The organism is Tenacibaculum sp. SDUM215027 (assembly GCF_050566205.1).
In the GTDB taxonomy this organism is placed as follows: Bacteria; Bacteroidota; Bacteroidia; order Flavobacteriales; family Flavobacteriaceae; genus Polaribacter.
Genome location: NZ_JBNXUE010000009.1, coordinates 36566 through 61286, shown reverse-complemented (window position 1 = coordinate 61286; position 24721 = coordinate 36566). Strand labels below are relative to the sequence as shown.

The window sequence follows — 24721 nt, the reverse complement described above, 5'->3', positions numbered from 1 at the left end:
GAGTTAATCCTTAAAGGATTATCTCAAACAGTATTGTTAGAGAATGGAAAACAACAAAAATCTTGGTTAGAAAAAGACTTAGGGAGCATTGTTTCAGAGATTATAGATACTACTGCTATCAAAAACAAGGTTAGTCCAACGTATACTACAGTAATTCCTTACCAATGTCAATACGCAGAGAGCGATTATAAATATCTTCAGCGATTAGCATATCAATACAATGAATGGTTTTATTTTGATGGAGTAGATGTTGTTTTTGGAAAGCCAGAATCTGGAGGTCAAAAGCCAATAGAACTAGAATACAGCAAAGATTTAAAAGAACTACAAATAAAAACGAAAACGTATAATCCTACTTTAGCAACCTACAGTTACGATTCGTTAAATGATCAATTCTTTGAAGGAGATTTAAAAGCAAATAACGAAGGGCTAAACGATTTAGCCAACACCGCACTTAAAGCATCAGAAGAAGTTTATAAAGAAGTTAAAGACTTTGGAGTAAGTGATGTGTTTTTACAAGATAAATCATCGTTAGATGAGTATTTACAAAAACGCTTACAAGGATTAAGCGCAGAAGGAAATGTTCTTAAGGCTACAGGAATAAGAAAAGGTTTGCATTTAGGAGCTTTAATAAAAGTAAGTGCAGCAAAGTATGATGAAGGAGAATACACAGTAAAGCAATATGGAGAATATATTATAACTCAAATAAACCATTTTGCAGATGTAGGCGGAGCATACTATAATACTTTTGAAGCGATTCCAGCAAACACAAAAGGCTTACCCTTAAATGAAAATATAACACCAGTTGTAGCTAGTAATCAAGTAGCAAAGGTAGTAAGTAATAAAGATCCAGAAAGCAAAGGACGCGTACAAGTTCAGTTTTACTGGCAAGAAGTTATTGGCGCAAAAACAGACTTTATACGTGTGATGACACCCGATGCAGGAAGCAGTGACCTTACTAAAACGAACAGAGGATTTGTATTTATTCCAGAAGTAGGAGATCAGGTAATGATTGGTTTTGAGCATAACGACCCTAATCGTCCCTTTGTAATGGGAAGCATGTTTACAGGTAAAAATGGTGCAGGAGGAGATGAAAAAAATGTAAGAAAGAGTATTATTACACGTGGTGGACACACTATTGAGTTAGACGATACAAAAGATAAAGAGAAAATAACCATAAAAGATAAAGACGGTAGTATTATAACTTTTGATACTAAGGAAAAATCATTATTTGTTCAGTCTGTTGAAACGATGGAGTTTTCTGCTAAGAATGTAAAAATAATTGCAGAAGAGAACATTGAGCTACAAGCAAAAGGAGAGATTAAAACAGCATCAGAAAAAGACACTTCAATTTTATCTCAAGGAGCAATTAAAGCACAAGCAGACAAAGATGCTAGTATTACAAGTAGCGCTAATGTAGCTATTAAAGCAAGTAGTAAAGCTACAGTTAAAGGGCAAAATACAACTATAGAAGGGCAAGCAGCAGCTGAGTTAAAAGGTCAACAAACCAAAGTTCAAGGACAGATGACGACTGTACAAGGAGCTAGTGGTAAAGTTGAAATTATGTAGAATAATTATTTCGATAACAATTCAAGATTAAGACCTCTTTAAATATATTATGAAATATAAATAGCCTAATAGAAAGTTGTAGTTATAAAATAAGTTTCAGTTCTTTTAAATTGCACTCTAGCTTAGAAGATGTTATAAGGTTTGATATAAAAAGGTACCTTTTAAAACCTGTTTCATAGTAATGGTTATAATTATGTTAGTTACTATAAGGTAAATATTTTAAACCAAAGAGAATGAAAACTGTCTTGTTGCCTGTTTTTGTATTATTAAATATCTAAAGATTGAACGATTATCTCATGTCCTTTACCTTGAATAGAGATGAAGAAGAAGTGTAGGAAAAGGTGAGTTACAGAAAGAAGAAGATAATTAGATATAAAAGAAGAAAACTAACATGCGTGTGATTTTTCTATTAACCTTGATTCTTTTATAACTTTTAGAAAAGTAGGGAAAGAGTTCATATTGCATTAACAGAAAGAACAAGCTAGAATAAAACTAAACTTATAAATTTTATAGGTATTTACAAATAAAAAAAATTGAATTATGCCAGGACCAATAGCTACAGTAGGTAGTATGCATACCTGTCCAATGTGTAGTGGTAGCACCCCTCATATAGGTGGGCCTATAATAAAAGGAGAACCGAATATTTTAATTAATAATAAATCCGCAGCTACCATGGGTAGCTTATGCACCTGTGCTGGTCCTCCAGACACAGTAGCTCAAGGCGACCCTTTTGTCTTTTTTAACGGAAAATCTGTAGCTTGTTTAGGCGATATGACAGCCCATGGTGGGGTAATTAGTTCTGGCGAAGCCAATATAATTATAAGTAATGCTACTCAGAGTTCGTCAGTAACAATGGATGAGGATGAGATTCCTTTTCCTACAATTACTATTAAAGATAGAATACTTACCACATTGACAGGTAACTCCAATAGAAAAGCCGAAACCAATCAAAATAACCTTAAAGAGGATGAAGATGAGAAGGTGCAAGATATTGTACTTACTAGTACTTTCGCAGTAACAGAGCTACAAAAGATAGCAAAAAAGGATAGCTTAATATTATTTACCTATGTCATAAAACGTATATATGGTAATCATTATAAAAATGGAGCAGTACAAAAACTGTATAATCATGCCAAAGAGAATAATGCTCTATTAAATCCCAAAATTAAAGTAGTAAAAGGTAATAGTGTTAATGGTAAGGGGCCTGCAGGGTATAGTAATAAAACACAAGAAATTTTAGTAACCGAAAGGTTTGTGCGTAAAGCGAAAGAAGATAACGATCAAAGAGCTGAACTTATGGTAGCTCTGGTAGAAGAAGTTGGACATCATATTCATTACTTGTTACACAACACTTATACTGTAGGAAAAGATAAAGAAAACCTACCTCCCAAAAAAGGGAGCCAAGGTGATGTAGGAGCTAAGTTTGCGGCACAAGTAATACAACTTAATTTGTTAGAAAATGAAGAGCAATATTTTGCTGATGTTATTATTGATGGGGCTAGCGAAAAATTAATATGGGAATGGCGAGAACTACATAGTAACCTAAAGCAATATGTAAATGAAGCACGTCAAAACAGAAGTGACAATGGAGAAATAAATAATTATAAAGCAGGAAAAATAGACGTTGGGCATGGTAAGTATGGGCATCAAGATATTGAAGAAGTTGCATTAAAAAACTTAATTAAACGCATATATAAAATAACTAATGAGAAAAAATTAAACGAAATCCTTAATAAAATTTATCTAGGGAATTGGTTACGTGATTTTTCTCAGTTAGTAGACCCAGGAATTATTCGTCCTTTATCTAATAGTGTAATAGAATATTCTAAAAAAGAGAAGGAAGATTTAGAGGAAGTTAAAAACATAATGAATGGTAACCCTAGTAATGAAATGGTTAACGTTCAAATACCTTATGGGGTGGATGCGAGTTATGAAGGAGAATTTTTTAGTCCTTCTACTTGGTTTAGTTTTGAAACGAATATTATTTATCAAGAAAAAAAGGTACGACCAATTACATGGTCTCGTGAATTAATGACTAGTGTAGTAAATATTTTAGCCGTAATGGAGTTTATGAAACCAGAGAATAAGGCTGATTTAAATAAGAACAACTATGATAAACGACTGGCTGATTTTAAAAAGCAATATTTAGATATTACAAAAGAAGTATTAGGTGTATATCGTCCAGACGAGCATATCGACAACCCTCTAACCATTCCTATTAATAAAAATGAACATAACCCAAAGCTAAATGCTAAAGGAGAAAAATATGGTTTTGTAGGGAAACCAACTTATATAGAATTGGCTATAGGTAAAACTTATGGTATGAAAAACTATATTCGTACTCATGCATCAGATGCTAATAGTAGTGATTTCTCAACTACACGTACCGCTTACGAATATGTTGTACAACAAATAAAAAGTGCTGAAAATAACTTAAATTTCTCTAACATAACATCTATGGTGAATTTTGGAGCTGCTTTACATGTTATAGAGGATTATTTTGCACACACAAATTATGTAGAAATTGCTGTGGCTAAAGTGTATAAAAATGATCGAGTTTTTCCATGGGTAGATGTGGTACCTAATCATACCCCATATCCAGGTGCTGAAAACTTTAACTATGATACTTTTGCTAAGCTACCACCTAAAGAAGCAGAAAGATACTTGAGATTAAAGGCTACTCCATCTGTAATAGGCGTTACAAAAATGAAATATGATAAAACTGTAATTACAGAGCCTAATCAAATAGCTCGTTTTATACCTGTGGTTACAGGTACTTTTGGTGAGCTAGATATGCTAGCAAGTGTATTGCCTATTTTAGAAGAGAAATTGTTTTCTATTGAAATCACTCCTTATGAAGAATCTAAACCTAAAGAACGAACAGTTAATGATGTGTTAATTCTAGAAATATGTAAAGATTTAGATCAAATACAAAATGCTGATGGTTCAGGGGTAAATGACGGTTCCTATGAAAAACGCTTTAATGATTTGCTAGAAATACGCGATGGTATTGTAGGGGCAAAAAATAAGTTACCAAAATTTATGCGAGAATATGCTCATGATATTATGGAACGCATAGGAGCCCTAATTAATTTTGGATTTTATAATTTATTGAAAATTTGTGGAAAACGTATTTCTGATGCGCAATTACTTATGCAAGAACAAATTACTCAAATACAAAAAAACGGTATTGCTATAGGTACAAATCCTTCCCATACACAAATAGCAAAAGATGATCCTGATAAACCTATGCATGAATTATCAGCTATATTAGCAGTTGAAGCAGTTAAGAAAGTAGGTAAAAAAATGTTAAAAGTATGGAAATTAAACGCCCCATTAAGTGATGTGTTAAAAGAAGTTGATACTATTATTCAACACCCAGTTGTTTCTAGCTGGCAAGACAAGATAGTGTTAGAATGGGCTACAAAAAATAATGATAAAGTATGTAAGGCAAGTACACCAAGTGTAGTTATAGATAGCTTAATACACGGTATAGAGGAAATAAATGATTTCAACAAACAGCTTATTAATATGGCAGATGGAAAAATAAATGGGACAGGGAAAGGTTTTACAACTATGGATGCAATTATTTCTGAATTTGATACAGATGGTAGTTTACGTGAAAATTTTAAAAACCTTTTACTTGATGGACAAAAATTATTAGATCAAGCTAAAAACTTGAAAAATAATTATAACAAACAATATTATAAACCTAGTAGTTGCTAATATATATAAACTATGACCCTTTTAAATTATACATATCTTTTTTTAACTATAAATTTATCAATGCTTGGATGCCAACCAACAGTAAAAAAAACGCAAATTATGAATGATACCCCTGAGTACAAAAAATTTATGAAACAAGAACATCGTTTTGAGCTAAATGGATGTAATTTAAAATACAATGATAAGCCTTTTGGATTAGGAATGTCACTACAACAGTTTGAACAAGTTTTTGGAGAAAATTGGGTTAAAGAAAAAAGAGCTTCTGAAAATAAAAATGAGCCTTACTTTGCTCATAATAAACAAAAAGGAGTGGAAATTGTTATAGAGAAAAATAAAGTTAGAGATATATATATTTATATTCAGAACACTTATTTAGAATACCCAAATATAGATATGATAGGAAATGCTACTGTTATGTTGAATGGTACATTGCTTAATCAAACTGACAAAATGCATGAATATATTAAACGTGCAAATGCAACATTTGATGAAATAGGCATCAAAAGTAGTGGTTATACCTTCAAATATTCATGTGATAAAGAGCTTCTTTATTTTTTAGATTCACCCGTTTCATATCATAGAAAAGGTGGAGGTCACTTATATATAAGTGGAGATTGGAAACTAGAAGAAACAAATGAAGTGAAAAGTATTCACATTTATCATGATGAAGAAATATAAGTAAGGTATTGTACGAGGATCTTTTTTTAAAAAAAATGGAGAAATAGAACAAGTGTTAAGTATTCAGTAACTATTAGAGAGAGATTAAATTAAGTAAAACATGTTAGAGCAATTATTTTTAAAATATTTAAGTAAAAAAGGAAAAATATTTTACTTCATAGGACAAATTATACTATTCACTATTTGGGCTATTATTGTGTTTAAGGTATTAAACCATTCTTTAAATAGAGGAGAAAACTTGTTCTTTATTGGATTAATCAGTATTTGGGTAGTTTGGACAGGAATTAGCCTTCTTTTCTTTAGGAAGAAGGATTCGAATAATATAATCAGTGAATAAATAAAAATAAGCTTAAGTATAGTAAAATACAGATTTTCAATTTTTTGTACCTTTGCTGGACATGAGAAAATATTTTTCTAAAATAATAGCTACATTCTTAGCATTAACAGTGTTACTATCTACATTTTCATTTAATGTAGAAAAACATTTTTGTGGTGATTTTTTAGTAGCTGTTTCTTATGTAGGGAGCGTGGCTAGCTGTGATGATGTAGAGGAAGATAGCTGTGAGAGTAAAGCAATAGAAGCATCATGTTGTAAAGATGATGCAGAGCTTATAAAAGGGCAAACTCAAATTCAAAAATCTTCTGTAGAAAAAATAACTTTTATAAAGGTTGCTACAGCGGTTACTTCATATGTTTTTAACAGTCTGTTATTTCAAGACTTAGAGAAACAGTTTGTTCCACATAAATTTTATATACCACCCAAACTGTTTTTTAATATACAGGTACTTCACGAAGTCTTTATCATATGATTCATATAATTCTTTTTTACAGAAATTAAGAATTGTATAACATAGTATGATAAATTAAAAATGAAAAATTTTTTTATTATCAGTATTTTTTTACTGATATCTTCATCATTCTTTGCTCAAAATGAGTTAAAAGGAGTGATAAAAGATAAGAATGAACCGAAAGAAAATTTAGGTGTTTTCGGAGCTAATATTCATTGGTTAAATACGAATATTGGTACTACTACTAACCAAAAAGGAATGTTTAGCATTCCATATAAAAAAGAGTATAGAAAACTAGTTGTAAGCTTTGTTGGTTATAAAACAGATACAATAATAGTTAATAGCTTAACGCCTGTTCGTCATTATTTAACAGAAAGTAACACGTTAGAAGAGGTCGCGGTTTCTGCGAAAAGAAACTCTACCCAACGGTCGTATTTGCAAACACAAAACTTAGTAACTATAAATAGTGATGAATTGTTAAAAGCGGCTTGCTGTAATCTGTCAGAAAGTTTCGAAACCAATCCGTCAATAGACGTTAATTTTTCTGATGCGTTAACAGGGACGAAACAAATTCAAATGTTAGGATTAACAAGTCCATATTTGTTAATTACCCAAGAAAATATTCCATCTATTAGAGGAGCAGCACAAGCATTCGGATTAACATTTACGCCTGGAACCTGGGTAGAGAGCATTCAAATAACTAAAGGGGCTGGAAGTGTTGTTAATGGTTTTGAAAGTATTTCAGGTCAAATAAATACCGAGTTAGTAAAACCATCAACCAATCATAAGTTTTATCTTAATACGTACGGAGCAGTAGGAGGTAGGTTAGAGTTCAATACGCATTTCAATCAAAAAGTAAGTAAAAAATGGCAAACAGGTTTATATGTACATGGTAATTATAGAGGAGAAAAATTTGATAAAAACAAGGATAACTTTTTAGATAATCCATTAGCAGAACAAATTAATGTGATGAATCGTTGGCAATATACCGATGCCGAAAAAGGTTGGGTAAGTTTTATCAATTTTAGGTATTTAGACGATTCAAAACAAGTAGGAGAAGTTGGTTTTAACCCAGAAGTAGATAAAGGATCAACTACTGTTTGGGGAAGCGAAATTAAAACCAAACGTTTTGATACTTCTGTAAAAGTAGGCTACGTATTTCCAGATATGCCATTTCAAAATATGGGTTTTCAAGCAGCTTACAGTAACCATAAACAAGATTCGTATTTTGGATTGAGAGACTATAATATTCAGCATCAAAGTTTTTATAGCAACTTTATATTTAGCTCCATTATAGGAGATACTCGTAATAAGTTTAAAACAGGTGCTAGTTTTACGTATGACAAATACGATGAATTTGTTAGTACAACAATGAATCCGAATTTTGATAGAAAAGAAAACTCTGTAGGTGCGTTTTTTGAATATGCTTATGATAACGCAGATAATCTTAGCGTTACAGCTGGCGTTCGATTAGATCATCATAACCTATTAGGAACTTTTGTAACACCAAGATTGCACATGCGTTATGTTCCTTGGGAAAGAGCAGTGTTAAGAGCCTCTGTAGGAAGAGGAAAACGAAGCGCGAATATTTTTGCAGAGAATCAACAACTTTTTGCTTCATCACGAGCAATTACTATTGAAAATACAGGCGGAAATATTTATGGGTTAGATCCAGAAGTAGCTTGGAATTATGGAGTGTCGTTTTTACAAGGATATAAATTATTTGGAAGAAAAGGGGATGTAATATTTGATTTTTATCAAACAAATTTCTCAAATCAAGTAGTGGTAGATTGGGAAAATCCACAAGAAATATCTTTTTATAATTTAGAAGGAAAGAGTATTGCTAATAGTTTCCAGATAGAGATGAATCAAAACATTATACCATATTTCAACACTCGATTTTCGTATAAGTTTTATGATGTTTCTACTGATTATAAATCAGGAAATTTAGCAAAAGCTTTGCAGGCCAAACATCGCTTTTTTGCAAACGTGTCTTATGCAACAACTAAAGAAGGAATTGAGAGTAACTGGAAGTTTGATGTAACTTATAATTGGATTGGAGAACAACGTTTACCCAATACAAATAACCAGTTACCGACGCATTCGGATAGCTATAACTTGTTAAATACTCAAATAACAAAAGTGTTTTCAAAAAAGTTTGAAGTGTATGCTGGGGCTGAAAATATCACAAATTATAAACAAAAAAATCCTATATTAGGAAGTAACAATCCTTTTGGAGCAAATTTTGATACTACAATTATATACGCACCAGTTTTTGGGAGTAACTTCTATGCAGGATTACGATTTAAAATAGATTAATAAATAAAATAAAAAAATAAAGAATAGATGAAAAATATATTTTTATTAGCAGTTGTTTTACTATTAAGTACATCAGCATTTGCTCAGGAAAAAAATGCTAAAGCCTCTTTTGAAGTAGATGGCGTTTGTATGATGTGTAAACAACGTATTGAAAAAGCAGCACTAAAAACTAAAGGTGTAAAGTATGCAAAATGGGATGTAAATACCCATGAATTAAGCTTGATTATAGATGAACGTAAAACAACTGCAGAAACGGTTAAGAAAAGTGTTGCAGGGGTAGGGCATGATACGAAAGAGTTTAAAGCAACTAAAGAAGCCTATGATAATTTACATGAATGCTGTAAATATAGAGATGAAGAGGTACAGGAAGAGCATAAAAAACCAAAGAAATAATCAAAAAGAAATCCCGAGTGTTAAACTCGGGATTTTTATTTTACAACATTTGCAATGTGTTAATTTCTTGTTGTGTTAATTCACGCCATCTACCACGAGGTAAATTCTTTTTGGTTAAACCAGCAAAGATAACTCTGTCTAGTTTTGTAACGGTATATCCAAAATGCTCAAAAATCTTACGAACAATACGGTTTCTACCAGAGTGAATTTCAATACCAACTTCTGTTTTACGTTCTCCTTCTACATAAGAAACAGCATCAATAAATACTTTTCTGCCTTCTATAATTACATCACCACGTAATTTTTCTAAATCAGCAATGCTTAATTTCTTATCTAAAGAAGCATGGTATAATTTACGAACATTATGTTTAGGGTGCGTTAATTTTTTTGCCAACTCACCATCGTTAGTAAATAATAATAATCCAGTAGTGTTTCTATCTAGTCTTCCAACAGGATATATACGTTCTTTTGTAGCGTTTCCTACTAGTTCCATTACAGTTTTACGACCACGATCATCTTCCATGGTAGTAATGTAATTTTTAGGTTTGTTTAATAAAACGTAACGCTTCTGCTCCATAGAAATTAAAGTTCCGTCAAAACGAACTTCATCACCAGGCTGTACTTTATAACCCATTTCGGTAACTAATTTCCCGTTAACAGAAACACTTCCGTGCTCAATGTAAGTATCTGCTTCTCTACGAGAGCAAATTCCAGAGTTAGAGATGAATTTGTTTAAGCGAATACCAGTACTCTCAGTTTTTTTCTGAGCAGGTTTATTACTTTTAGGTTTTCTGAAATCTTTTTTGAATTGATTTTTTTCTTGAGGATTGCTGTTGCGTCCAGCTTGTCGTCCTCTCGACGAGTTTTTTGAATTCATAATTAAATTTTAAAAAGTGGGCAAAGTTACAGTAATTATTTGGTTTTTAATCTAAAACCTGAACGACTTTATCTACGATTAAAGATTTATCAATAAATAATAAGCTAAAAACACCTATTAATAATAATACTTTTAAAATGTTATGAGCCAATCGATATTGATTGTTTTTTGTTGACTTCCATGTATAGAAACCAACAAATATTAAGGTAATAGCAGCTAAATAAAAATAGTATTTCATATACTCAATAGCAGGGTAATTAAATAAAACCCCAATTGGAACTAGAGTCAATACCATTAGTAAAATGATTAGTTTTTTGGTGTTCTGTTCTCCATACTTTACAGGAAAAGTAGTGTAATTATTAACAATAGCTCCTTTAATATTTTCTAAATCCTTCATGAGTTCACGAATCATAATGACTAAAAAAAGAAAGATAGCATGCACAAAAATTACTTTAGAAAAGTTTTTATAGTGTACAAAGATCACAAAAAAAGGAAGTATAGTTAGTATTGTTGCAGTTATTAAGCCTATTAACGGATGTTTTTTTAGCTTATGAGAGTAGAACCAAATTCCAAAAATATATATTGAAAAAAACAAGGCTGCGCGCCATGATACCAACCATCCGAAGAAAAACCCAATAAAGTTTAGTGTGAAATATAAAGTCAGCTTAGTTTCTTGTTTTACGTAAGAATCTAATCCTGTTTTTATAGGTCTGTTAATAATGTCGGCCTTTTTATCGTAAAAATTATTGATAATGTATCCAGAAGCAACTACGCAAACAGTAGCAATAACTAAATAGAGTAAATGCCAGTCAAAAACTACAGGTTTAACTGATTTCGTATCAGAGAAAATAAAAATAGCAGCCAAATATTGGGCTGCTATTAATACTAAAATGTTGTAACCTCTTATAACAGATAAAAGGCTAAATATTTTTAAGAAAAATGTATTATTTTTAAATGTACTCATAGTAGCATTTTAAAAGCGATACACCAATTCTAATTTGTAATCTTTTAAACTGTTTTTTGCTTTTTCATAATCTTCAGTAAAACCCAAGATGTAACCTCCACCGCCTGAACCACAAAGCTTTAAGTAATAGTCGTTGGTTTGTATACCTTGTTCCCAAACTTTATGAAAAGCTGTTGGAATCATAGGTTTAAAGTTGGCTAAAACTACTTTTGATAATTTCTTTACGTTACCAAATAACGACTTAACATTCCCTTGTAAAAAATCTTCGATACAAGCGTCAGTATGTGTTGCGAATTCTTCACTAACCATTTTACGGAAACCTTCATTTTTCATCTTGTTCATAAAGATGTTAACCATAGGTTCAGTTTCACCAATTTGTTCAGAATCTAATAAGAAAACAGCACCTTTTCCTTCTTTTTGAGATGGAATCCCAGCAGGCTCAATATGCTCTTTTGAATTGATTAAAATAGGTAAACTTAAATATGAGTTTAAAGGATCTAACCCAGAGCTTTTTCCGTGGAAAAATGATTCCATTAGCGAAAAAATTTGCTTTAAAGTTAAAAGCTTATCTCTTGTTAAGTTTTCTAAAATCGTGATTTTATTATTAGCGTACTTATCGTAAATAGAAGCTACTAAAGCACCCGAACTCCCTACACCGTATCCTTGAGGTATTGAAGAGTCGAAATACATACCTTCATCAATATCATTTTTCAAAGAATCTAAATCAAAAGAAACAGTATCAGAGTTTAAGTTAGCTAAATATGTGTAGAAGTTAGCCAAACTTTCATTTGATTTTTTAGCTCCTCCTGTTAAGTTTTTTGCAGATTTTAACGCTCCTTTATAAGAACTAAAGGGAATTGCTAATCCTTTAGAATCTTTAATAATTCCGTACTCACCAAAGAGTAATATTTTTGCGTAAAATAAGGGTCCTTTCATAGGTGTTTTAATTACGATGCAAACATACGAGTAAAAGTACTAGTTTACAAACTAGTATACGTTTTTGTAAAAAGTTTTCCATACACCAACTTTTTCATTATCGCGGTACTTACCTTTTGTCTCGATCTTCCCGTTTTTGTAAAAAGTTTTCCATATACCTTCTCTTTCACCTTCTTCATACTTTCCTTCTTCTTTTAATTCACCAGATTCGTAATATACCTTTCGAATTCCGTGAAGTTTTCCTTTTTTGTAATTAGCTCTGTGAAAAGGCTTTCCATTTGCGTGATAATACATTACTAAACCATCAAAGACTTCTTCGTTAGGAGTGTTCACAGTACTAAAACCTTCCATTTGAATTTGTCCATCTTTGTAGTAATCTACAATCCAAAATCCATCGTTCATTCTTTTAGGAGCTGGTCTATAAAACTCATGCTCCCCTTTTGTTGTTTCGTGCCAGTTTTTATCGAACCAAATAGTGTCTTGTGCGGTAACTGAATTGGTTATAAAGCCAATAAAAAGGGCTATTATTAATGTTGAAGTTCTCATAATAGTTGGGAATTTAGGTTAAATAGGTCTCGCGCCAAAACCCACACTATCACAAATATAATGATTTTTTTGGCAGTATGCAGCTAAATCATTCTTAATAAATGCTTCAATTTCAGTCTTTTCTGAACTAGGATATAATACGTGTACGTTTGCACCTGCATCTAAGGTAAAACAAACATTACTATCGTTTTCTTGTCTGTATTCCCATATTTTATTGATGATTTCTAGTGTGTTAGGTTTCATTAAAATAAAATATGGATTACTAGTTAACATCATTGCATGTAATGTTAAAGCTTCGCTTTCAACAAGGTTAATAAATGCTTTGATATCTCCATTTTGAAGAATTTTTGAAATTTCCCCTAGGTTTTCATTAGCTTGGGTAAAACGATTTTCTGCATACGGATGATTGTGCATTAAATTGTGACCAACAGTACTAGAAACTTGTTTTTCTCCTTTGTCTACTAATAAAATAGAGTCCTGATAATCTTCAAAAATAGGATGAACGTTATAAGGGAATTTTACACCAAATAAATCTGAACTTCCTTTAATTTCAGGATGACTTCCCCAAACAACTAATGGTCCTTCAATACTTCTACTAGCACTTCCTGATCCTAAACGAGCTAAAAAGGAAGCTTTTTTGTTAATATATTCCTCAGTTAAATTCGGGTTTAACTCTTTTTCTAAATTCATTAAACACATGGCAATAGCACTCATTCCACTTGCAGAAGAGGCAATACCACTACTGTGAGGAAATGAGTTTTCAGAAGAAATAACCATGTTATACTCTAAAATATACGTACAGTATTTTTGAATTCTTTCAAAGAACTTGGCTATTTTAGGTTTAAAATCATCTTTCTTTTTTCCTTCAAAAAACAACTCAAATTCTGCTTGATTTTTTGGTAATGTCTTTGTAAACTCAATTTTTGTAGTTGTGAGGCAATTGTTTAATGTAAAACTTATCGAAGCATTTTTAGGGATTTGAGGTTCGCTTTTTCCCCAGTATTTTACCAAAGCAATATTACTAGGTGTTTGCCATGTAACTGTTAAGTTATCTACTTTTTCATCTTGAGAAAGAAATAAGAAATCTGATGTATTCAACGTATAAAAATTTTGCTGTAAAGATAGAATTTCGCTTACACTTGTGCTAATTTTTGTAAAACGCTTTCTTTATAGGTTCTACTTATTGATACTGCTTTTTTATCAACTTCAATATATTCGTTAGTATATGAAGAAATTTTAGATATTGAAACAATGTAAGAACGATGTACTCTTATAAAATAATCACTTGGTAATGTGGCTTCAAAGTTACTAATAGTTTCTCTGGTTATTATAGTGTTGTTATTGGTGAAAACTTTAACATAATCACCTAAACTTTCAATATATAAAATATCTTTAAAGTTAATCTTAACCATTTTTCTATCAGCTCTTACAAACATAAAATCCTTTTTGTTTTCATTTTCTGGAGAAACTTTCATATTACCATTAGTAGGCTCAGTAACTTTTTGGATTGCTTGTAAAAACCGATCAAAAGCAATAGGTTTTAATAAGTAGTCTAGTACATTTAGGTTAAAACCATCTACTGCATAATCTCTGTAAGCAGTAGTGAAAATTATTTGTGATTTGTTATTTGTTATTGATAATTTTAGCTAAACTTAATCCAGTAATTTCAGGCATATTAATATCGAGAAAAAACAAATCAATAGCTTCCATTTGTGAAACTTGTAATGCTTCCATAGCATTTTTACAACTAGAAATTAATTTTAGATTAGGTGTTTTTTCTACAAACGACTCTAGGATTTCCCTTGCTATTGGTTCGTCATCAACAATTACACAGTTTATTTTCTTAGCCATTTTTTAAAGGAATTTTTAAGTCTACAATAAATTGGTTTTCTTCAGATGCCATAGTAAGTCTAAATTGATTATTGTAAAGTATTTCTAATCTTTTTTGAATGTTTTCTAGTCCAATTCCGTTTTTGTTTGTTTTGTCGTCTTTAGAGGTGTTTTCAATGTGGAAAAACAAGAAGTCTTTAGTTGTTTTTAGGTTGATATTAATATTCAATATCCCGTTGATTTGTTTTCCATGTTTAAAAGCATTTTCAACAAAAGGTAATAATAACATTGGAGGAATTTGAATGGTTTCATCGTGTAATTTTTCAGAAAAACTAACACTCAAACTTTCCTGAAAGCGTATTTTTTCTAAAGAAATATAATCATCAATATGTTGTATTTCATTCTTTAAAAGAACATAAGGTTTATCAACTTGATATAATATATAATCTAATAAACTAGATAGTTTTAAAATCATATCAGGTGCTTCCTCCGATTTTTTAAGTGCAAATCCGTACAACGTGTTTAATGTGTTGAACAAAAAATGCGGATGAATCTGCATTTTTAAGAATTTTAGTTCCTGTTCTTTTAGTTGTAATTGAGTTTGTAAGAATTTGTTTTTTAAGTTTTCGTTTTTTATGCTAGATAGATAATTGTAAATAATTAAACTTAAAGATACTGCTATAACAACAATAAAGTATACACCAATTACAACTAGAGTTAAAGATTTAGTTATGGCTTTTGTATCGGTTCCTTCTAAAAAAGAAGAAAATACTAAACCAAAGAAAATAGAGAGCAAAATAGCTGTAAATGATATGATGAAAGTATAGCAACTATATAGAATAAAAAGAAAGTACTTTTTCTTGAAAAAGTATTTAGGGATTAAATATAAAATAATGAAATAACTTAAGAATATAGTTACAGGCATTAAGTATGCCGAAAAAGTATTTACGTAAGCAGTATTAGAGGTTCCATAGCCTAAGAAGTATGTGTAAAAGAAATAAACACCTACCCAAAATAAAATATTGAATAAGAAGAATATAAAGCGTTTAGCTATTGGTGTATAGCTTTTCATTAAGTTGCAATATCTTATTTTTTTAAGAAAGAGATAGGTTTTTGCGGTAAAATCCCTGAAACTGTAGACAAATAACGGGTTTATGTTATTTGACTAATTAAGGAGTTTAATGTGTAGTTTAGGGAAGAGAAAAGGAATCTTATCGATATTATAAAACTCAAATGAACTATAAGTATAGGTTTGTGTCGTAAATAACTTTAAAAATTAAAATTATGAAATTCTTATTCTCAAATCTTTTAAATGAAGGAGGGGCAATGTTTATGTACCCAACATTATTAATGCTAATAATCTGTATTGTATTAATAGTGAAATTATTGTTTAAAGAGGACAGTAATGGAAAAACAAGTGATTTACTTAAACATATAAGTTTGTTTGCTTTGGTTTATGGGTTTTTAGGGTTGTTTTTTGGGTTAATTGGTGCGTTTGATAATATTAGTTCAATGCAAGGAGATATAGCAACTCCTGTTTTAGCAGCAGGTTTAAAAATAGGTTTGTTAGCCCCGTCTTTTGGAATGTTAGTTTTTTTAATAGCAAGACTGGGGTTACTTGCTGTAATTATAAAGAAATGATGGTATAGGTTTAATTAGTTACTAATTAAAATACCCATTTCTGTTTAGAAATGGGTATTTTTGTTTTATGAGAAAAATTAAACTGATTTGGGATTTTAAAGGTCCTGACGGATTGGAAACTGCAAAACATCACTGCATCCACCTTAAAGAATTTGCTCAGATAGATAGTTTGCCTTACCATGAAGTAAATTTTGTATCTTTAAACGAAATGCACACCATTGCCTTTATAGTGGTTAATGAAGAAAACATGAAAATCTTTAGAGATGCATTAAAACCTCACAGAGGAGAATTAGCTTAATTAACAGTAAAAAAAAATAGACCTATGTTTTTAATTAATGCCTTAGCAAAACCTAAAAAATCTTCTGAACATTACGATGAAGTTATCGGAGCTTACGTAAGCTTATATATCGATTATAAAGATATTGAAGGAGCTATGCGATTAGCGAAATTTTACATCAAAAATGAAGACTGGAAAGTAGTTGAAATAGAAGACGAATATTTTACGTTAGATTCAGTTGAAGACGTAGAAGATGATGAGCAAAAAGAATTATATGAAGAAGCTGTAGAGTACGGATATTCTATCATTTTTAACTGCTACGAAGAAGAAGGGGAAGACGAAGACTAAAAAAGTAAAGTCATTTCGAATGAAGAACTTTTAAAGCTTTGTTCGAAATGATTTTTTATTCAGCAATAGCATTGGCACAAATAAACCCACCAGTCCAAGCATTTTGAAAGTTGAATCCACCAGTAACGGCATCAATATTTAATACTTCGCCAACAAAAAATAAATTTTGATGTTTTTTACTTTCAAAACGCTTAAAGTTAATTTCTTTTAAATCCACACCACCAGCAGTAACAAACTCCTCTTTAAAAGTAGTACGACCATTGGCATTGAACAAACCTTTGGTTAATTGATTTGCTAAGTTTTGAAGTTGTTTATTACTTATATCAGCCCAATTTTGACTGCTTTTTATATCTGAAGCAACAACCAAACGTTCCCATAATCGGCGTGGAATATCACTAAAAGGTGATTTTAAAATTATCTGTTTTTTAGCCTGTGATTTCTTTAGTCCTTGTAATTCTTCGAGAACAGAGTTTGTGTCTTGTCCTAACCAATTTACCAGTACATTGTATTGATAGTTTTTATCAGCTAAAAGACGAGCACCAAAAGCTGATAGTTTTAAGATTGCAGGACCGCTTAATCCCCAGTGCGTAATCAATAACGGGCCAGAGTTTTCTAAATTAGTTCCAACAAGTGTAACTTCTGCATTAGGTACAGAAATCCCGCCCAAATCAATAATTCGTTTGTCTTTTATGTTGAAAGTAAATAAAGAAGGAACAGGTTCAATAATAGTATGGTCTAGAGTTTCGCATAATTCCCAAACTTTTTTACTGCTTCCAGCAGCAATAACTACGAAATCAGCTTCAAAATATTGGTTTTTTGTGTTGATAACCCATTTCTTACCTTGTTGATAAATGGCATTTACACCATGGTTTTTCAAGACAGTAATTCCGAGGTTATCAACAGCGTTTTGAAAACAATCTATAATTGCTTGAGAAGTATTTGCTTCGGGAAAAACACGACTGTCTGCTTCAATTTTTAAAGGTACACCACGGTTTTCAAACCATTCAAAGGTGTCTCCAGTCATAAATTGATGAAAAGGTCCTAATAACTCTTTTTCACCTCTTGGGTAGAATTTTGTTAGTTCTTTAGGTTCAAAACAAGCATGCGTAACATTGCAACGACCTCCACCAGAAATTTTTACTTTTTGTAAAACCTCTTTTCCTTTCTCAAGAATAGTAATGTCCAATTCAGGATTGAGTTCTTTTGCATTAATTGCAGTAAAATAACCTGCAGCTCCACCACCTATAATAATTACTTTTTTCATTATAAAATCATTTCTTTATACGAAAGAACAGTGTCGAATCCTTTTTGTTTAAAGTAACTTATTGTGTCTTCGTTTCCAGTAGCTAAAACAAAATCACCACCCCAAGCTCCTAAACTTTTTACTTCACCAAAATAATCAGAAAACAATCTCTCTTTTACAGTGACTTGCTTTGTAATTGAGCTAATGATTTGCTCATGTTCAATGATAATTTTACCCAGATCTTTGGAAGTTTTAGCTTTTAAAAACTCTTGAGTTAAATTATTGAGTTCTGGAATTAATTGTTGTGCTTCTTCTTTGTGTTTTTTATAATGAGCAATTCCTTCTCTACTATTTTGTTTTTGATTCAAATGAATAAAAAATAACTCTTCAGAAAAACTAGGTTTAAAATTAACTTCTTCAACAAGAGGCAGTTTTTCTTTTAGTTTATATAGAATTGGTGTATTGTGTTTTGCACAAGCAATATCGTAACCACTACCAGAAAAAGCATTCCAAAGTAAGGTAAACGGATTCACATTTGCCCAAGTAGCAATATTGTTAATTAAGGTTGATGAACTTCCTAATCCCCAGTTTTGTGGAAAAGTTAAATTGGTTTTTACAATAAAACCGTGCTCAGTATTTAAAAATTCTTGATTTAAACGTTTTGCTTCTTGTAAAATATCTCGTAAAGTCTCAGCAATAAATTCAGCACTTCCTTCTTTGTCTGAATTAAACGTAGCTGAAGTTAATCTTAGTTTGGGTAAATCAAAAGAAGCCTCGAACCAACATTCTCCAGTATGTGTAAAACTTCCCCAGATAAGTTGAGATTCCTTGATGGGTTCAACAATTAAATCTTGCCCAAACTTAGTAGGAACAGCTAAAGAAGTTGCACCATCCAAAACAACATATTCTCCAGTGAGTAATAATTTTCCGTTAGAATAGTGTCGCATTATACTAATCCAAATTGTTTAAAATGATGTGTAAAGTGTTTTACTTGAAATTTTTTCCAGTATTCATAGTCTAGTTCTCCAAAGAAAGGATGTACGACTGTTCGGTTTGGATTTTCAGTAAAAACAGTTTCGAAGAATTGGACTTGTTTAATTAAATCATCAATAGCTTCTTCTATTGAATTAAATTTCAAAGGAGTTGGGTCTTCTGATAAAAATGGAGCTTTAAACCCGATTTGTAATTCACTATCAGAATTTAAGAATGGTTTTCTACGAGTTGTTTTTTCACTAGAAACATAAATGTCAACATTCCAATTCCCGTTAGCTATTTTAGTAACTATACTTAAGTGCTCAACCATTTGTTGTCCGTTCATTTTTCCAAATAAAGGTTTTGCATCAGTTTTTAAATTAGCAAGTGTACTACGTACTCCTTCCTCATTTAAAAAATCTACCCATTGTACTTTGGGCTTACGTAATTCGTTGAGCTTTTCAACCACAGCACTATGTGAGGCTGTTCTGTCTTCAAAATAGGCAGCTACAACTTCTTTTTCTTCATTAGTAGCTTTGTGTTGATTTAAAATATTCATCAAGTGCATTTTCATATGCCCATGTTGAATTCCTTTAGTAGTTAAGGCACGTAAAGCAGCAAAATTCTGAGCTAAACCAGCAGCAGCAATAATTTGCATTAAGATGCGTGCGCTTGGTTTTTGCATCATGTCTAAAGATAGTTTAGCCATAGGGTGTAAAGCGGTCAAACCTCCTACAGTTCCAAGTGCTAGTGGAATTTCAATCCAAAACCTAAAAACTCCGTTTTTTACTTCACAGTGGGTTAGGCTTTTATATTGTCCGTCTTTTGAAGCGTACGCATGTGCACCAGCCTCAATTGCTCTAAAATCGTTACCTGTTGCTAATACAACAGCATCGATTCCGTTCATAATTCCTTTGTTGTGTGTTACTGCACGATATGGTTCTATCTCAGCAATCTTAACAGCTTGTTCAAATTTTTGAGCAAATTTTTCAGGATTTTTCCCGCCTAATTCTTCTATTTTACAGCTCACTTCAGCCTTTACTAAACACTCAGGAACGTAATTAGAAAGAATACTCATTACAATTTCAATATCATCTTTTCTAAAAGTTCTTGCAATAGCTTCTAAACAAGAATTGATGAAATTGGCTCCCATACTATCTTTAGTTTCAAAAGTAACATGTAATTGATAGTAGTTTGCAAGCTTATCAGTTTTGTCAACTAATTGAATATCTAAAATTCCACCACCACGTTTTTCCATGTTTTTAGTAATGGATGCCGTAGCTGCATATAATTCAGTTTTTTGTTGATTGAAATAGTTTGTTAGCTCGTTCTTGTCACCAGCATACATAAAGTGCACTTGACCAATTTTGGTAGTAGAAATCACTTCGGTTTTAAACCCACCACGAGTACTCCAGAATTTAGCAACTAAAGAAGCAGCAGCAACTACAGAGCTTTCTTCAACTACCATTGGTATTACGTAACTGCGTCCGTTAATAATAAAATTAGGAGCAATACCGTAAGGCATATAAAAGTTAGAAATTGTATTTTCAATAAAATCATCATGCAATTGTTGTAGCTTATCATCTACATTCCAATATTGCGTAATAGTTTGTATAATTTCTGGTTGATTGTTAAAGTAAGTTTTTGCCAACCAGTCTATTTTTTCTTCTTTGGTAAGTTTAGAAAAACCAGAGATCGTTTTAGACATTCTCAATTCTTTTTTGATGGCTCAAAGATACGTGAATCATGTTAAAATGGTTGTGTTATTTGGTTTTTATGATTTTTTTGAGGGGATTTTTGGCTATTTTTCCGTAAACTTGGCAAACTTTTTAGATAAACAACAACTTAACATGAAGAAATTATTACTATTGTTTATAGGGATATCTTCGCTAGTACAAGCTCAAAAAAAAGATATTTCTTTAGAGGATATATGGCGAAAAGGCACGTTTAGAGCCGATTATATGAACTCTTTAAATTCTATGAATGGAGATTTTTATTCGCTATTGAATTATGGAGAAGGCAGTTCTACTGTAGATAAATACAGCTACGAAACTTTAGAAAAAGTAGCAACTATAGTTGATAGTAAAGATTTAGCTGGATTAGAATATTTTCAATCATATAGCTTTAACAACGATGAGACTAAATTAATTTTAGGAACAAACTTCAAACAAATTTTTCGTCATTCATATTTAGGTACATTCTATGTGTATGATATAGCTACAAAATCATTAGACTTAATAGGAGAAGATATTCAGGAACCAACTTTTTCTCCTGACAGTAAAAAAATAGCGTACGCTAAAGACAACAATTTATTTATTAAAGATTATTCAGATGCCAATATTGTAATTCAAATTACCAATAGTGGTAAAAAGAATGAAATCATTAACGGTATTACTGATTGGGTTTATGAAGAGGAATTTGGTTTCGTAAAAGCATTTGAATGGAGTAAAGACAGTAAAAATTTAGCATATTTACGTTTTGATGAAAGTAAAGTTAAAACTTTTTCAATGGACGTATATGGAAAAGAAAAATATCCAACACAGCATGTGTTCAAATACCCAAAAGCAGGAGAGGAAAATGCTAAAGTGGTATTACGTATATTTTCATTAGAAACTAATAAGACTGCAGAAATTAGAGTTGGAGATTACGAGTATATTCCAAGAATTAACTGGACAAACAACCCAAATATATTAGCTGTTAGAACATTAAATCGTCACCAAAATGATTTAAAAATGTATTTTGTTGATGCAACTACTTTTAATAGTTCTGTAGTTTTAAACGAAACTGATAAAGCCTATGTGGATGTTACAGATGATTTAACTTTTTTAGATGATAATAGTTTTATTTGGACAAGTGAAAAAGATGGGTACAACCATATTTATCACTATGATAAGGACGGAAAATTATTAAATCAAGTAACTAAAGGAAACTGGGAGGTTACTTCATACTACGGATATAATGCAGATAAGAAAACTATTTATTATCAATCAGTAGAAAATGGTTCTATCAATAGAGGAGTATATAGTGTTTCTTTAGAAGGAAAAAACAAAAAGTTGTTAAGCAACTCTTCAGGAACAAACAATGCTGCCTTTAGTAAAAATATGCACTATTTTATTAATACCTTTTCTGACGTAAATACACCACCAGTGTATACGTTAAGAAATGATGAAGGGAAGGTGTTAAAAACTATAAAAGATAATGCAGCTTTAAAAGAAACTATTGCAGGATATAATTTAAGTAAAAAAGAGTTTTCTACAATTAATGTAAATGGAAACGACTTAAATATGTACACTATCAAACCTGCAAATTTTGATGCAAATAAAAAGTATCCTGTATTAATGTATCAATACTCAGGACCAGGTTCTCAAAATGTAAAAAACAGCTGGAATGGTTCTAACGATTATTGGCACCAAATGTTAGTGCAAAATGGTTACATCGTAGTTTGTGTAGATGGAAGAGGAACAGGTTTTAAAGGACGTGACTTTAAGAAAGTTACTTATATGAATTTAGTGAAGTATGAAACAGAAGATCAAATTTCAGTAGCTAAAGAGTTAGCAAAATTATCGTATGTAGATGCTAATAGAATCGGTATTTGGGGATGGTCTTTTGGAGGACATATGAGTACAAACTGTTTGTTAAAAGGTAATGATGTGTTTGCTGCAGCAATAGCAGTAGCACCAGTTACTACTTGGCGATTCTATGATACTGTTTATACGGAACGTTACATGCGTACGCCTGAGGAAAATCCAACAGGATATGATGATAACTCTCCATTAAATTATCCAGAGTTATTAAAAGGAAAATACTTATTAATTCACGGAACAGGTGATGATAATGTACATGTGCAAAATGCTTATAGAATGGCAGAAGCGTTAATTCAAGCAAACAAGCAGTTTGAATGGGGAATGTATCCAGATAAGAATCATGGTATTTACGGAGGAAACACACGTTTACACCTGTATACTAAAATGACTAACTTTATTAAAAACAACCTATAAAATTCGACAAACTATGAGTACAGTTAAACAGGCACATGAAAAAGAGCTATTTGGGCAACCAGTAGGTCTGTATATTTTATTTTTAACAGAAATGTGGGAGCGTTTTTCTTATTATGGGATGAGAGCTTTATTAGTTTTATATATGACTACATCGGCTATGGGAGATGATCCAAGAGGAGCTGGTTTAGGGTGGACTAGTAAAGAAGCACTGGCTCTTTATGGATGGTATACAATGCTTGTTTATGTAATGTCTATTCCTGGAGGAATGATAGCAGATAAGTTATTAGGACAGAAGAAATCCGTTTTATGGGGAGCTATTATTTTATGTTTGGGGCATGGTGTATTAATATTAACTGACATTTGGGCTTTTTATACAGGATTAGGTTTGGTGATTTTAGGAGTTGGTTTATTGAAACCAAATATTTCAACGATGGTTGGAGGTTTATATAAGGAGGGAGATATCCGAAGAGATAAAGGTTTTTCTATTTTTTATATAGGAATAAACTTAGGATCTTTATTAGCAACTATGATTGTAGGTTTGGTTGTTGCAGAATGGGGCTGGCATGCTGGTTTTGGGTTAGCAGGAGTTGTTATGGTTTTAGGTTTAATTAATTACTTATATGGTCAAAAATATTTAAAGGAGGTTGGTAATTTTGTGCCAAGTAATAAGGATAATAATTCAATTTCTTATGGAAAGTTGTATTCAAAACTATTTAATTCACCAAAACAATTGATTTTTGTAGTTATATTGTTATGTGGATCTGCTCTAGGATGGTATAAACTAGGTTGGGGTTATGGTTTGTTGTTTTTATTTTTAACAGGAATAACAGCTTTGTTAATGATGATATATAAAGAATTAGAAACACAGGTTTTTAAAGATCGTTTCTTAGTGCTTTTATTATCATTTATAATGGTTATAATATTTTGGGGAGCATTTGAACAAGCTGGAGGTTTAATGAATTTGTATACAGAAACAAATACAGATAGAAATCTGTTTGGTTGGCAAGTACCTACAGTTATGTTTCAAAGCTTAAATGCAGGGTTTATAATTTTATTTGCCACTGGAGTAGCAAGCTTTTGGGCTAAAAGAAAACTTAAAGGAAAAGAGGCTTCTTCTTTATTTAAAATGGCTTTAGGGATAATAATAATGGGATTTGGTTTCTTATTTATGGTTTTTGCAGCAATGGAATTTGATAAATCAGGTTCATCAAGTATGTTATGGTTAGTGTTAGCATATTTATTTCATACTATAGGGGAGTTATGTATTTCTCCAGTAGCATTATCGTTTATCACTAAGCTGGCCCCTGTAAAATATGCAGCCTTAATGATGGGAGTATATTTTGCAGCTACAGGTTTAGGGAATAAAGTAGCTGGAATTGTAGGTGAGTCTGCTTCGGAGTTTGGAGAACTAACTATTTTTTCAGGAATTTTAATATTTACTGTAGTAATAGGAGGGTTATTCATTTTAATGTTAAAACCGTTGAAACGACTTACACATGGAGCTGAAGAGAAAGAGAGAGACTTGACAAACGAAGAAGCAGAAGGATTCGAATTAGCAGATAATAACTAAAAAACAAACAAACCTTGGTAGTATATACTATTAAGGTTTTTCTATTATA

The 24721-nt window shown here is 31.4% G+C and carries 23 protein-coding genes; 12 read left to right on the top strand and 11 right to left on the bottom strand.

Annotated features, from left to right (window positions below; translation table 11 throughout):
- The 7 genes from ACQYZ7_RS16100 to ACQYZ7_RS16070 all read left to right on the top strand — a co-directional run.
- Nucleotides 1-1566: type VI secretion system Vgr family protein (locus tag ACQYZ7_RS16100; RefSeq protein ID WP_430730734.1), on the top strand; the 1566-nt coding region annotated here is incomplete at its 5' end.
- A gap of 540 nt (nt 1567-2106) precedes the next feature.
- Nucleotides 2107-5292, top strand: a complete 3186-nt coding sequence (locus ACQYZ7_RS16095) for an HET-C-related protein (RefSeq protein WP_430730733.1) — start codon at nt 2107-2109, stop codon at nt 5290-5292.
- A 99-nt stretch (nt 5293-5391) separates the two neighbouring features.
- A complete protein-coding gene (locus tag ACQYZ7_RS16090; RefSeq protein WP_430730732.1) occupies nt 5392-5970 on the top strand; it encodes a hypothetical protein in 579 nt (192 codons plus the stop codon).
- 100 nt (nt 5971-6070) lie between these two features.
- The gene (locus ACQYZ7_RS16085) at nt 6071-6307 is read left to right on the top strand and encodes a hypothetical protein (RefSeq protein WP_430730731.1); all 237 of its coding nucleotides are present in this window, start codon (nt 6071-6073) and stop codon (nt 6305-6307) included.
- Between the two features lie 61 nt (nt 6308-6368).
- Entirely contained in the window at nt 6369-6779 is a 411-nt protein-coding gene (locus ACQYZ7_RS16080) for an HYC_CC_PP family protein (RefSeq protein WP_430730730.1), read from the top strand.
- A gap of 60 nt (nt 6780-6839) precedes the next feature.
- On the top strand, nt 6840-9077 hold the full coding sequence (locus ACQYZ7_RS16075; RefSeq protein ID WP_430730729.1) for a TonB-dependent receptor: 2238 nt from the start codon (nt 6840-6842) through the stop codon (nt 9075-9077).
- Nucleotides 9078-9104: 27 nt separating this feature from the next.
- Nucleotides 9105-9470 carry a heavy-metal-associated domain-containing protein gene (locus tag ACQYZ7_RS16070; RefSeq protein ID WP_430730728.1) on the top strand — a complete coding sequence of 122 codons (366 nt, stop codon included), beginning with the start codon at nt 9105-9107 and terminating at the stop codon, nt 9468-9470.
- A 40-nt stretch (nt 9471-9510) separates the two neighbouring features.
- Here the strand turns inward: ACQYZ7_RS16070 and ACQYZ7_RS16065 are convergent, their stop codons facing one another.
- The 8 genes from ACQYZ7_RS16065 to ACQYZ7_RS16030 form a co-directional block, all read right to left on the bottom strand.
- Nucleotides 9511-10347, bottom strand: coding sequence for a pseudouridine synthase (locus ACQYZ7_RS16065; protein WP_430730727.1), 837 nt, complete (start codon nt 10345-10347; stop codon nt 9511-9513).
- Between the two features lie 46 nt (nt 10348-10393).
- On the bottom strand, nt 10394-11311 hold the full coding sequence (locus ACQYZ7_RS16060) for a geranylgeranylglycerol-phosphate geranylgeranyltransferase (RefSeq protein WP_115901721.1): 918 nt from the start codon (nt 11309-11311) through the stop codon (nt 10394-10396).
- Nucleotides 11312-11320: 9 nt separating this feature from the next.
- Nucleotides 11321-12247 carry a mevalonate kinase family protein gene (locus ACQYZ7_RS16055; RefSeq protein ID WP_430730726.1) on the bottom strand — a complete coding sequence of 309 codons (927 nt, stop codon included), beginning with the start codon at nt 12245-12247 and terminating at the stop codon, nt 11321-11323.
- Nucleotides 12248-12298: 51 nt separating this feature from the next.
- The gene (locus ACQYZ7_RS16050) at nt 12299-12793 is read right to left on the bottom strand and encodes a toxin-antitoxin system YwqK family antitoxin (protein WP_430730725.1); all 495 of its coding nucleotides are present in this window, start codon (nt 12791-12793) and stop codon (nt 12299-12301) included.
- An 18-nt stretch (nt 12794-12811) separates the two neighbouring features.
- Entirely contained in the window at nt 12812-13891 is a 1080-nt protein-coding gene (locus ACQYZ7_RS16045; RefSeq protein ID WP_430730724.1) for a diphosphomevalonate/mevalonate 3,5-bisphosphate decarboxylase family protein, read from the bottom strand.
- Between the two features lie 35 nt (nt 13892-13926).
- On the bottom strand, nt 13927-14268 hold the full coding sequence (locus ACQYZ7_RS16040; RefSeq protein WP_430730723.1) for a LytR/AlgR family response regulator transcription factor: 342 nt from the start codon (nt 14266-14268) through the stop codon (nt 13927-13929).
- Between the two features lie 148 nt (nt 14269-14416).
- Nucleotides 14417-14644: a LytR/AlgR family response regulator transcription factor gene (locus tag ACQYZ7_RS16035; RefSeq protein WP_430730722.1), complete on the bottom strand. Its 228-nt coding sequence runs from the start codon at nt 14642-14644 to the stop codon at nt 14417-14419.
- Nucleotides 14637-15695 (bottom strand): sensor histidine kinase, encoded by a 1059-nt coding sequence (locus ACQYZ7_RS16030; RefSeq protein ID WP_430730721.1) that lies wholly within the window; start codon nt 15693-15695, stop codon nt 14637-14639. Before ACQYZ7_RS16030 ends, ACQYZ7_RS16035 begins: the two co-directional genes overlap by 8 nt.
- Nucleotides 15696-15907: 212 nt before the next feature.
- Between ACQYZ7_RS16030 and ACQYZ7_RS16025 the strand changes: the two genes are divergently transcribed.
- The 3 genes from ACQYZ7_RS16025 to ACQYZ7_RS16015 all read left to right on the top strand — a co-directional run bounded on the left by ACQYZ7_RS16025 (nt 15908) and on the right by ACQYZ7_RS16015 (nt 16889).
- Nucleotides 15908-16264, top strand: a complete 357-nt coding sequence (locus ACQYZ7_RS16025; RefSeq protein ID WP_430730720.1) for a hypothetical protein — start codon at nt 15908-15910, stop codon at nt 16262-16264.
- A 67-nt stretch (nt 16265-16331) separates the two neighbouring features.
- The gene (locus ACQYZ7_RS16020) at nt 16332-16562 is read left to right on the top strand and encodes a hypothetical protein (RefSeq protein WP_430730719.1); all 231 of its coding nucleotides are present in this window, start codon (nt 16332-16334) and stop codon (nt 16560-16562) included.
- Nucleotides 16563-16586: 24 nt separating this feature from the next.
- Nucleotides 16587-16889 (top strand): hypothetical protein, encoded by a 303-nt coding sequence (locus ACQYZ7_RS16015; RefSeq protein WP_430730718.1) that lies wholly within the window; start codon nt 16587-16589, stop codon nt 16887-16889.
- A gap of 55 nt (nt 16890-16944) precedes the next feature.
- Here the strand turns inward: ACQYZ7_RS16015 and ACQYZ7_RS16010 are convergent, their stop codons facing one another.
- From ACQYZ7_RS16010 to ACQYZ7_RS16000, 3 genes are read right to left on the bottom strand one after another with little or no spacing between them, the layout of a single operon-like run.
- Nucleotides 16945-18153 (bottom strand): NAD(P)/FAD-dependent oxidoreductase, encoded by a 1209-nt coding sequence (locus ACQYZ7_RS16010; RefSeq protein ID WP_430730717.1) that lies wholly within the window; start codon nt 18151-18153, stop codon nt 16945-16947.
- The gene (locus ACQYZ7_RS16005) at nt 18153-19079 is read right to left on the bottom strand and encodes a GYDIA family GHMP kinase (protein ID WP_430730716.1); all 927 of its coding nucleotides are present in this window, start codon (nt 19077-19079) and stop codon (nt 18153-18155) included. The genes ACQYZ7_RS16010 and ACQYZ7_RS16005 overlap by 1 nt, the downstream gene beginning before the upstream one ends.
- Nucleotides 19079-20812, bottom strand: a complete 1734-nt coding sequence (locus ACQYZ7_RS16000; protein ID WP_430730715.1) for a hydroxymethylglutaryl-CoA reductase, degradative — start codon at nt 20810-20812, stop codon at nt 19079-19081. The genes ACQYZ7_RS16005 and ACQYZ7_RS16000 overlap by 1 nt, the downstream gene beginning before the upstream one ends.
- A 142-nt stretch (nt 20813-20954) precedes the next feature.
- On the opposite strand from ACQYZ7_RS16000, the gene ACQYZ7_RS15995 reads away from it, so the two are divergent.
- On the top strand, nt 20955-23102 hold the full coding sequence (locus tag ACQYZ7_RS15995) for a S9 family peptidase (protein WP_430730714.1): 2148 nt from the start codon (nt 20955-20957) through the stop codon (nt 23100-23102).
- Nucleotides 23103-23115: 13 nt separating this feature from the next.
- Nucleotides 23116-24672, top strand: coding sequence for a peptide MFS transporter (locus ACQYZ7_RS15990; RefSeq protein WP_430730713.1), 1557 nt, complete (start codon nt 23116-23118; stop codon nt 24670-24672).
- The last annotated feature ends 49 nt before the right edge of the window (nt 24673-24721 follow it).

Bases quoted from the DNA above. Each gene is read 5' to 3' on its own strand.
- ACQYZ7_RS16095 (WP_430730733.1), top strand. From the start codon at position 2,107: ATGCCAGGACCAATAGCTACAGTAGGTAGTATGCATACCTGTCCAATG.
- ACQYZ7_RS16090 (WP_430730732.1), top strand. From the start codon at position 5,392: ATGAATGATACCCCTGAGTACAAAAAATTTATGAAACAAGAACATCGT.
- ACQYZ7_RS16085 (WP_430730731.1), top strand. From the start codon at position 6,071: ATGTTAGAGCAATTATTTTTAAAATATTTAAGTAAAAAAGGAAAAATA.
- ACQYZ7_RS16080 (WP_430730730.1), top strand. From the start codon at position 6,369: ATGAGAAAATATTTTTCTAAAATAATAGCTACATTCTTAGCATTAACA.
- ACQYZ7_RS16075 (WP_430730729.1), top strand. From the start codon at position 6,840: ATGAAAAATTTTTTTATTATCAGTATTTTTTTACTGATATCTTCATCA.
- ACQYZ7_RS16070 (WP_430730728.1), top strand. From the start codon at position 9,105: ATGAAAAATATATTTTTATTAGCAGTTGTTTTACTATTAAGTACATCA.
- ACQYZ7_RS16065 (WP_430730727.1), bottom strand. From the start codon at position 10,347: ATGAATTCAAAAAACTCGTCGAGAGGACGACAAGCTGGACGCAACAGC.
- ACQYZ7_RS16060 (WP_115901721.1), bottom strand. From the start codon at position 11,311: ATGAGTACATTTAAAAATAATACATTTTTCTTAAAAATATTTAGCCTT.
- ACQYZ7_RS16055 (WP_430730726.1), bottom strand. From the start codon at position 12,247: ATGAAAGGACCCTTATTTTACGCAAAAATATTACTCTTTGGTGAGTAC.
- ACQYZ7_RS16050 (WP_430730725.1), bottom strand. From the start codon at position 12,793: ATGAGAACTTCAACATTAATAATAGCCCTTTTTATTGGCTTTATAACC.
- ACQYZ7_RS16040 (WP_430730723.1), bottom strand. From the start codon at position 14,268: ATGAAAGTTTCTCCAGAAAATGAAAACAAAAAGGATTTTATGTTTGTA.
- ACQYZ7_RS16035 (WP_430730722.1), bottom strand. From the start codon at position 14,644: ATGGCTAAGAAAATAAACTGTGTAATTGTTGATGACGAACCAATAGCA.
- ACQYZ7_RS16030 (WP_430730721.1), bottom strand. From the start codon at position 15,695: ATGAAAAGCTATACACCAATAGCTAAACGCTTTATATTCTTCTTATTC.
- ACQYZ7_RS16025 (WP_430730720.1), top strand. From the start codon at position 15,908: ATGAAATTCTTATTCTCAAATCTTTTAAATGAAGGAGGGGCAATGTTT.
- ACQYZ7_RS16020 (WP_430730719.1), top strand. From the start codon at position 16,332: ATGAGAAAAATTAAACTGATTTGGGATTTTAAAGGTCCTGACGGATTG.
- ACQYZ7_RS16015 (WP_430730718.1), top strand. From the start codon at position 16,587: ATGTTTTTAATTAATGCCTTAGCAAAACCTAAAAAATCTTCTGAACAT.
- ACQYZ7_RS16010 (WP_430730717.1), bottom strand. From the start codon at position 18,153: ATGAAAAAAGTAATTATTATAGGTGGTGGAGCTGCAGGTTATTTTACT.
- ACQYZ7_RS16005 (WP_430730716.1), bottom strand. From the start codon at position 19,079: ATGCGACACTATTCTAACGGAAAATTATTACTCACTGGAGAATATGTT.
- ACQYZ7_RS16000 (WP_430730715.1), bottom strand. From the start codon at position 20,812: ATGTCTAAAACGATCTCTGGTTTTTCTAAACTTACCAAAGAAGAAAAA.
- ACQYZ7_RS15995 (WP_430730714.1), top strand. From the start codon at position 20,955: ATGAAGAAATTATTACTATTGTTTATAGGGATATCTTCGCTAGTACAA.
- ACQYZ7_RS15990 (WP_430730713.1), top strand. From the start codon at position 23,116: ATGAGTACAGTTAAACAGGCACATGAAAAAGAGCTATTTGGGCAACCA.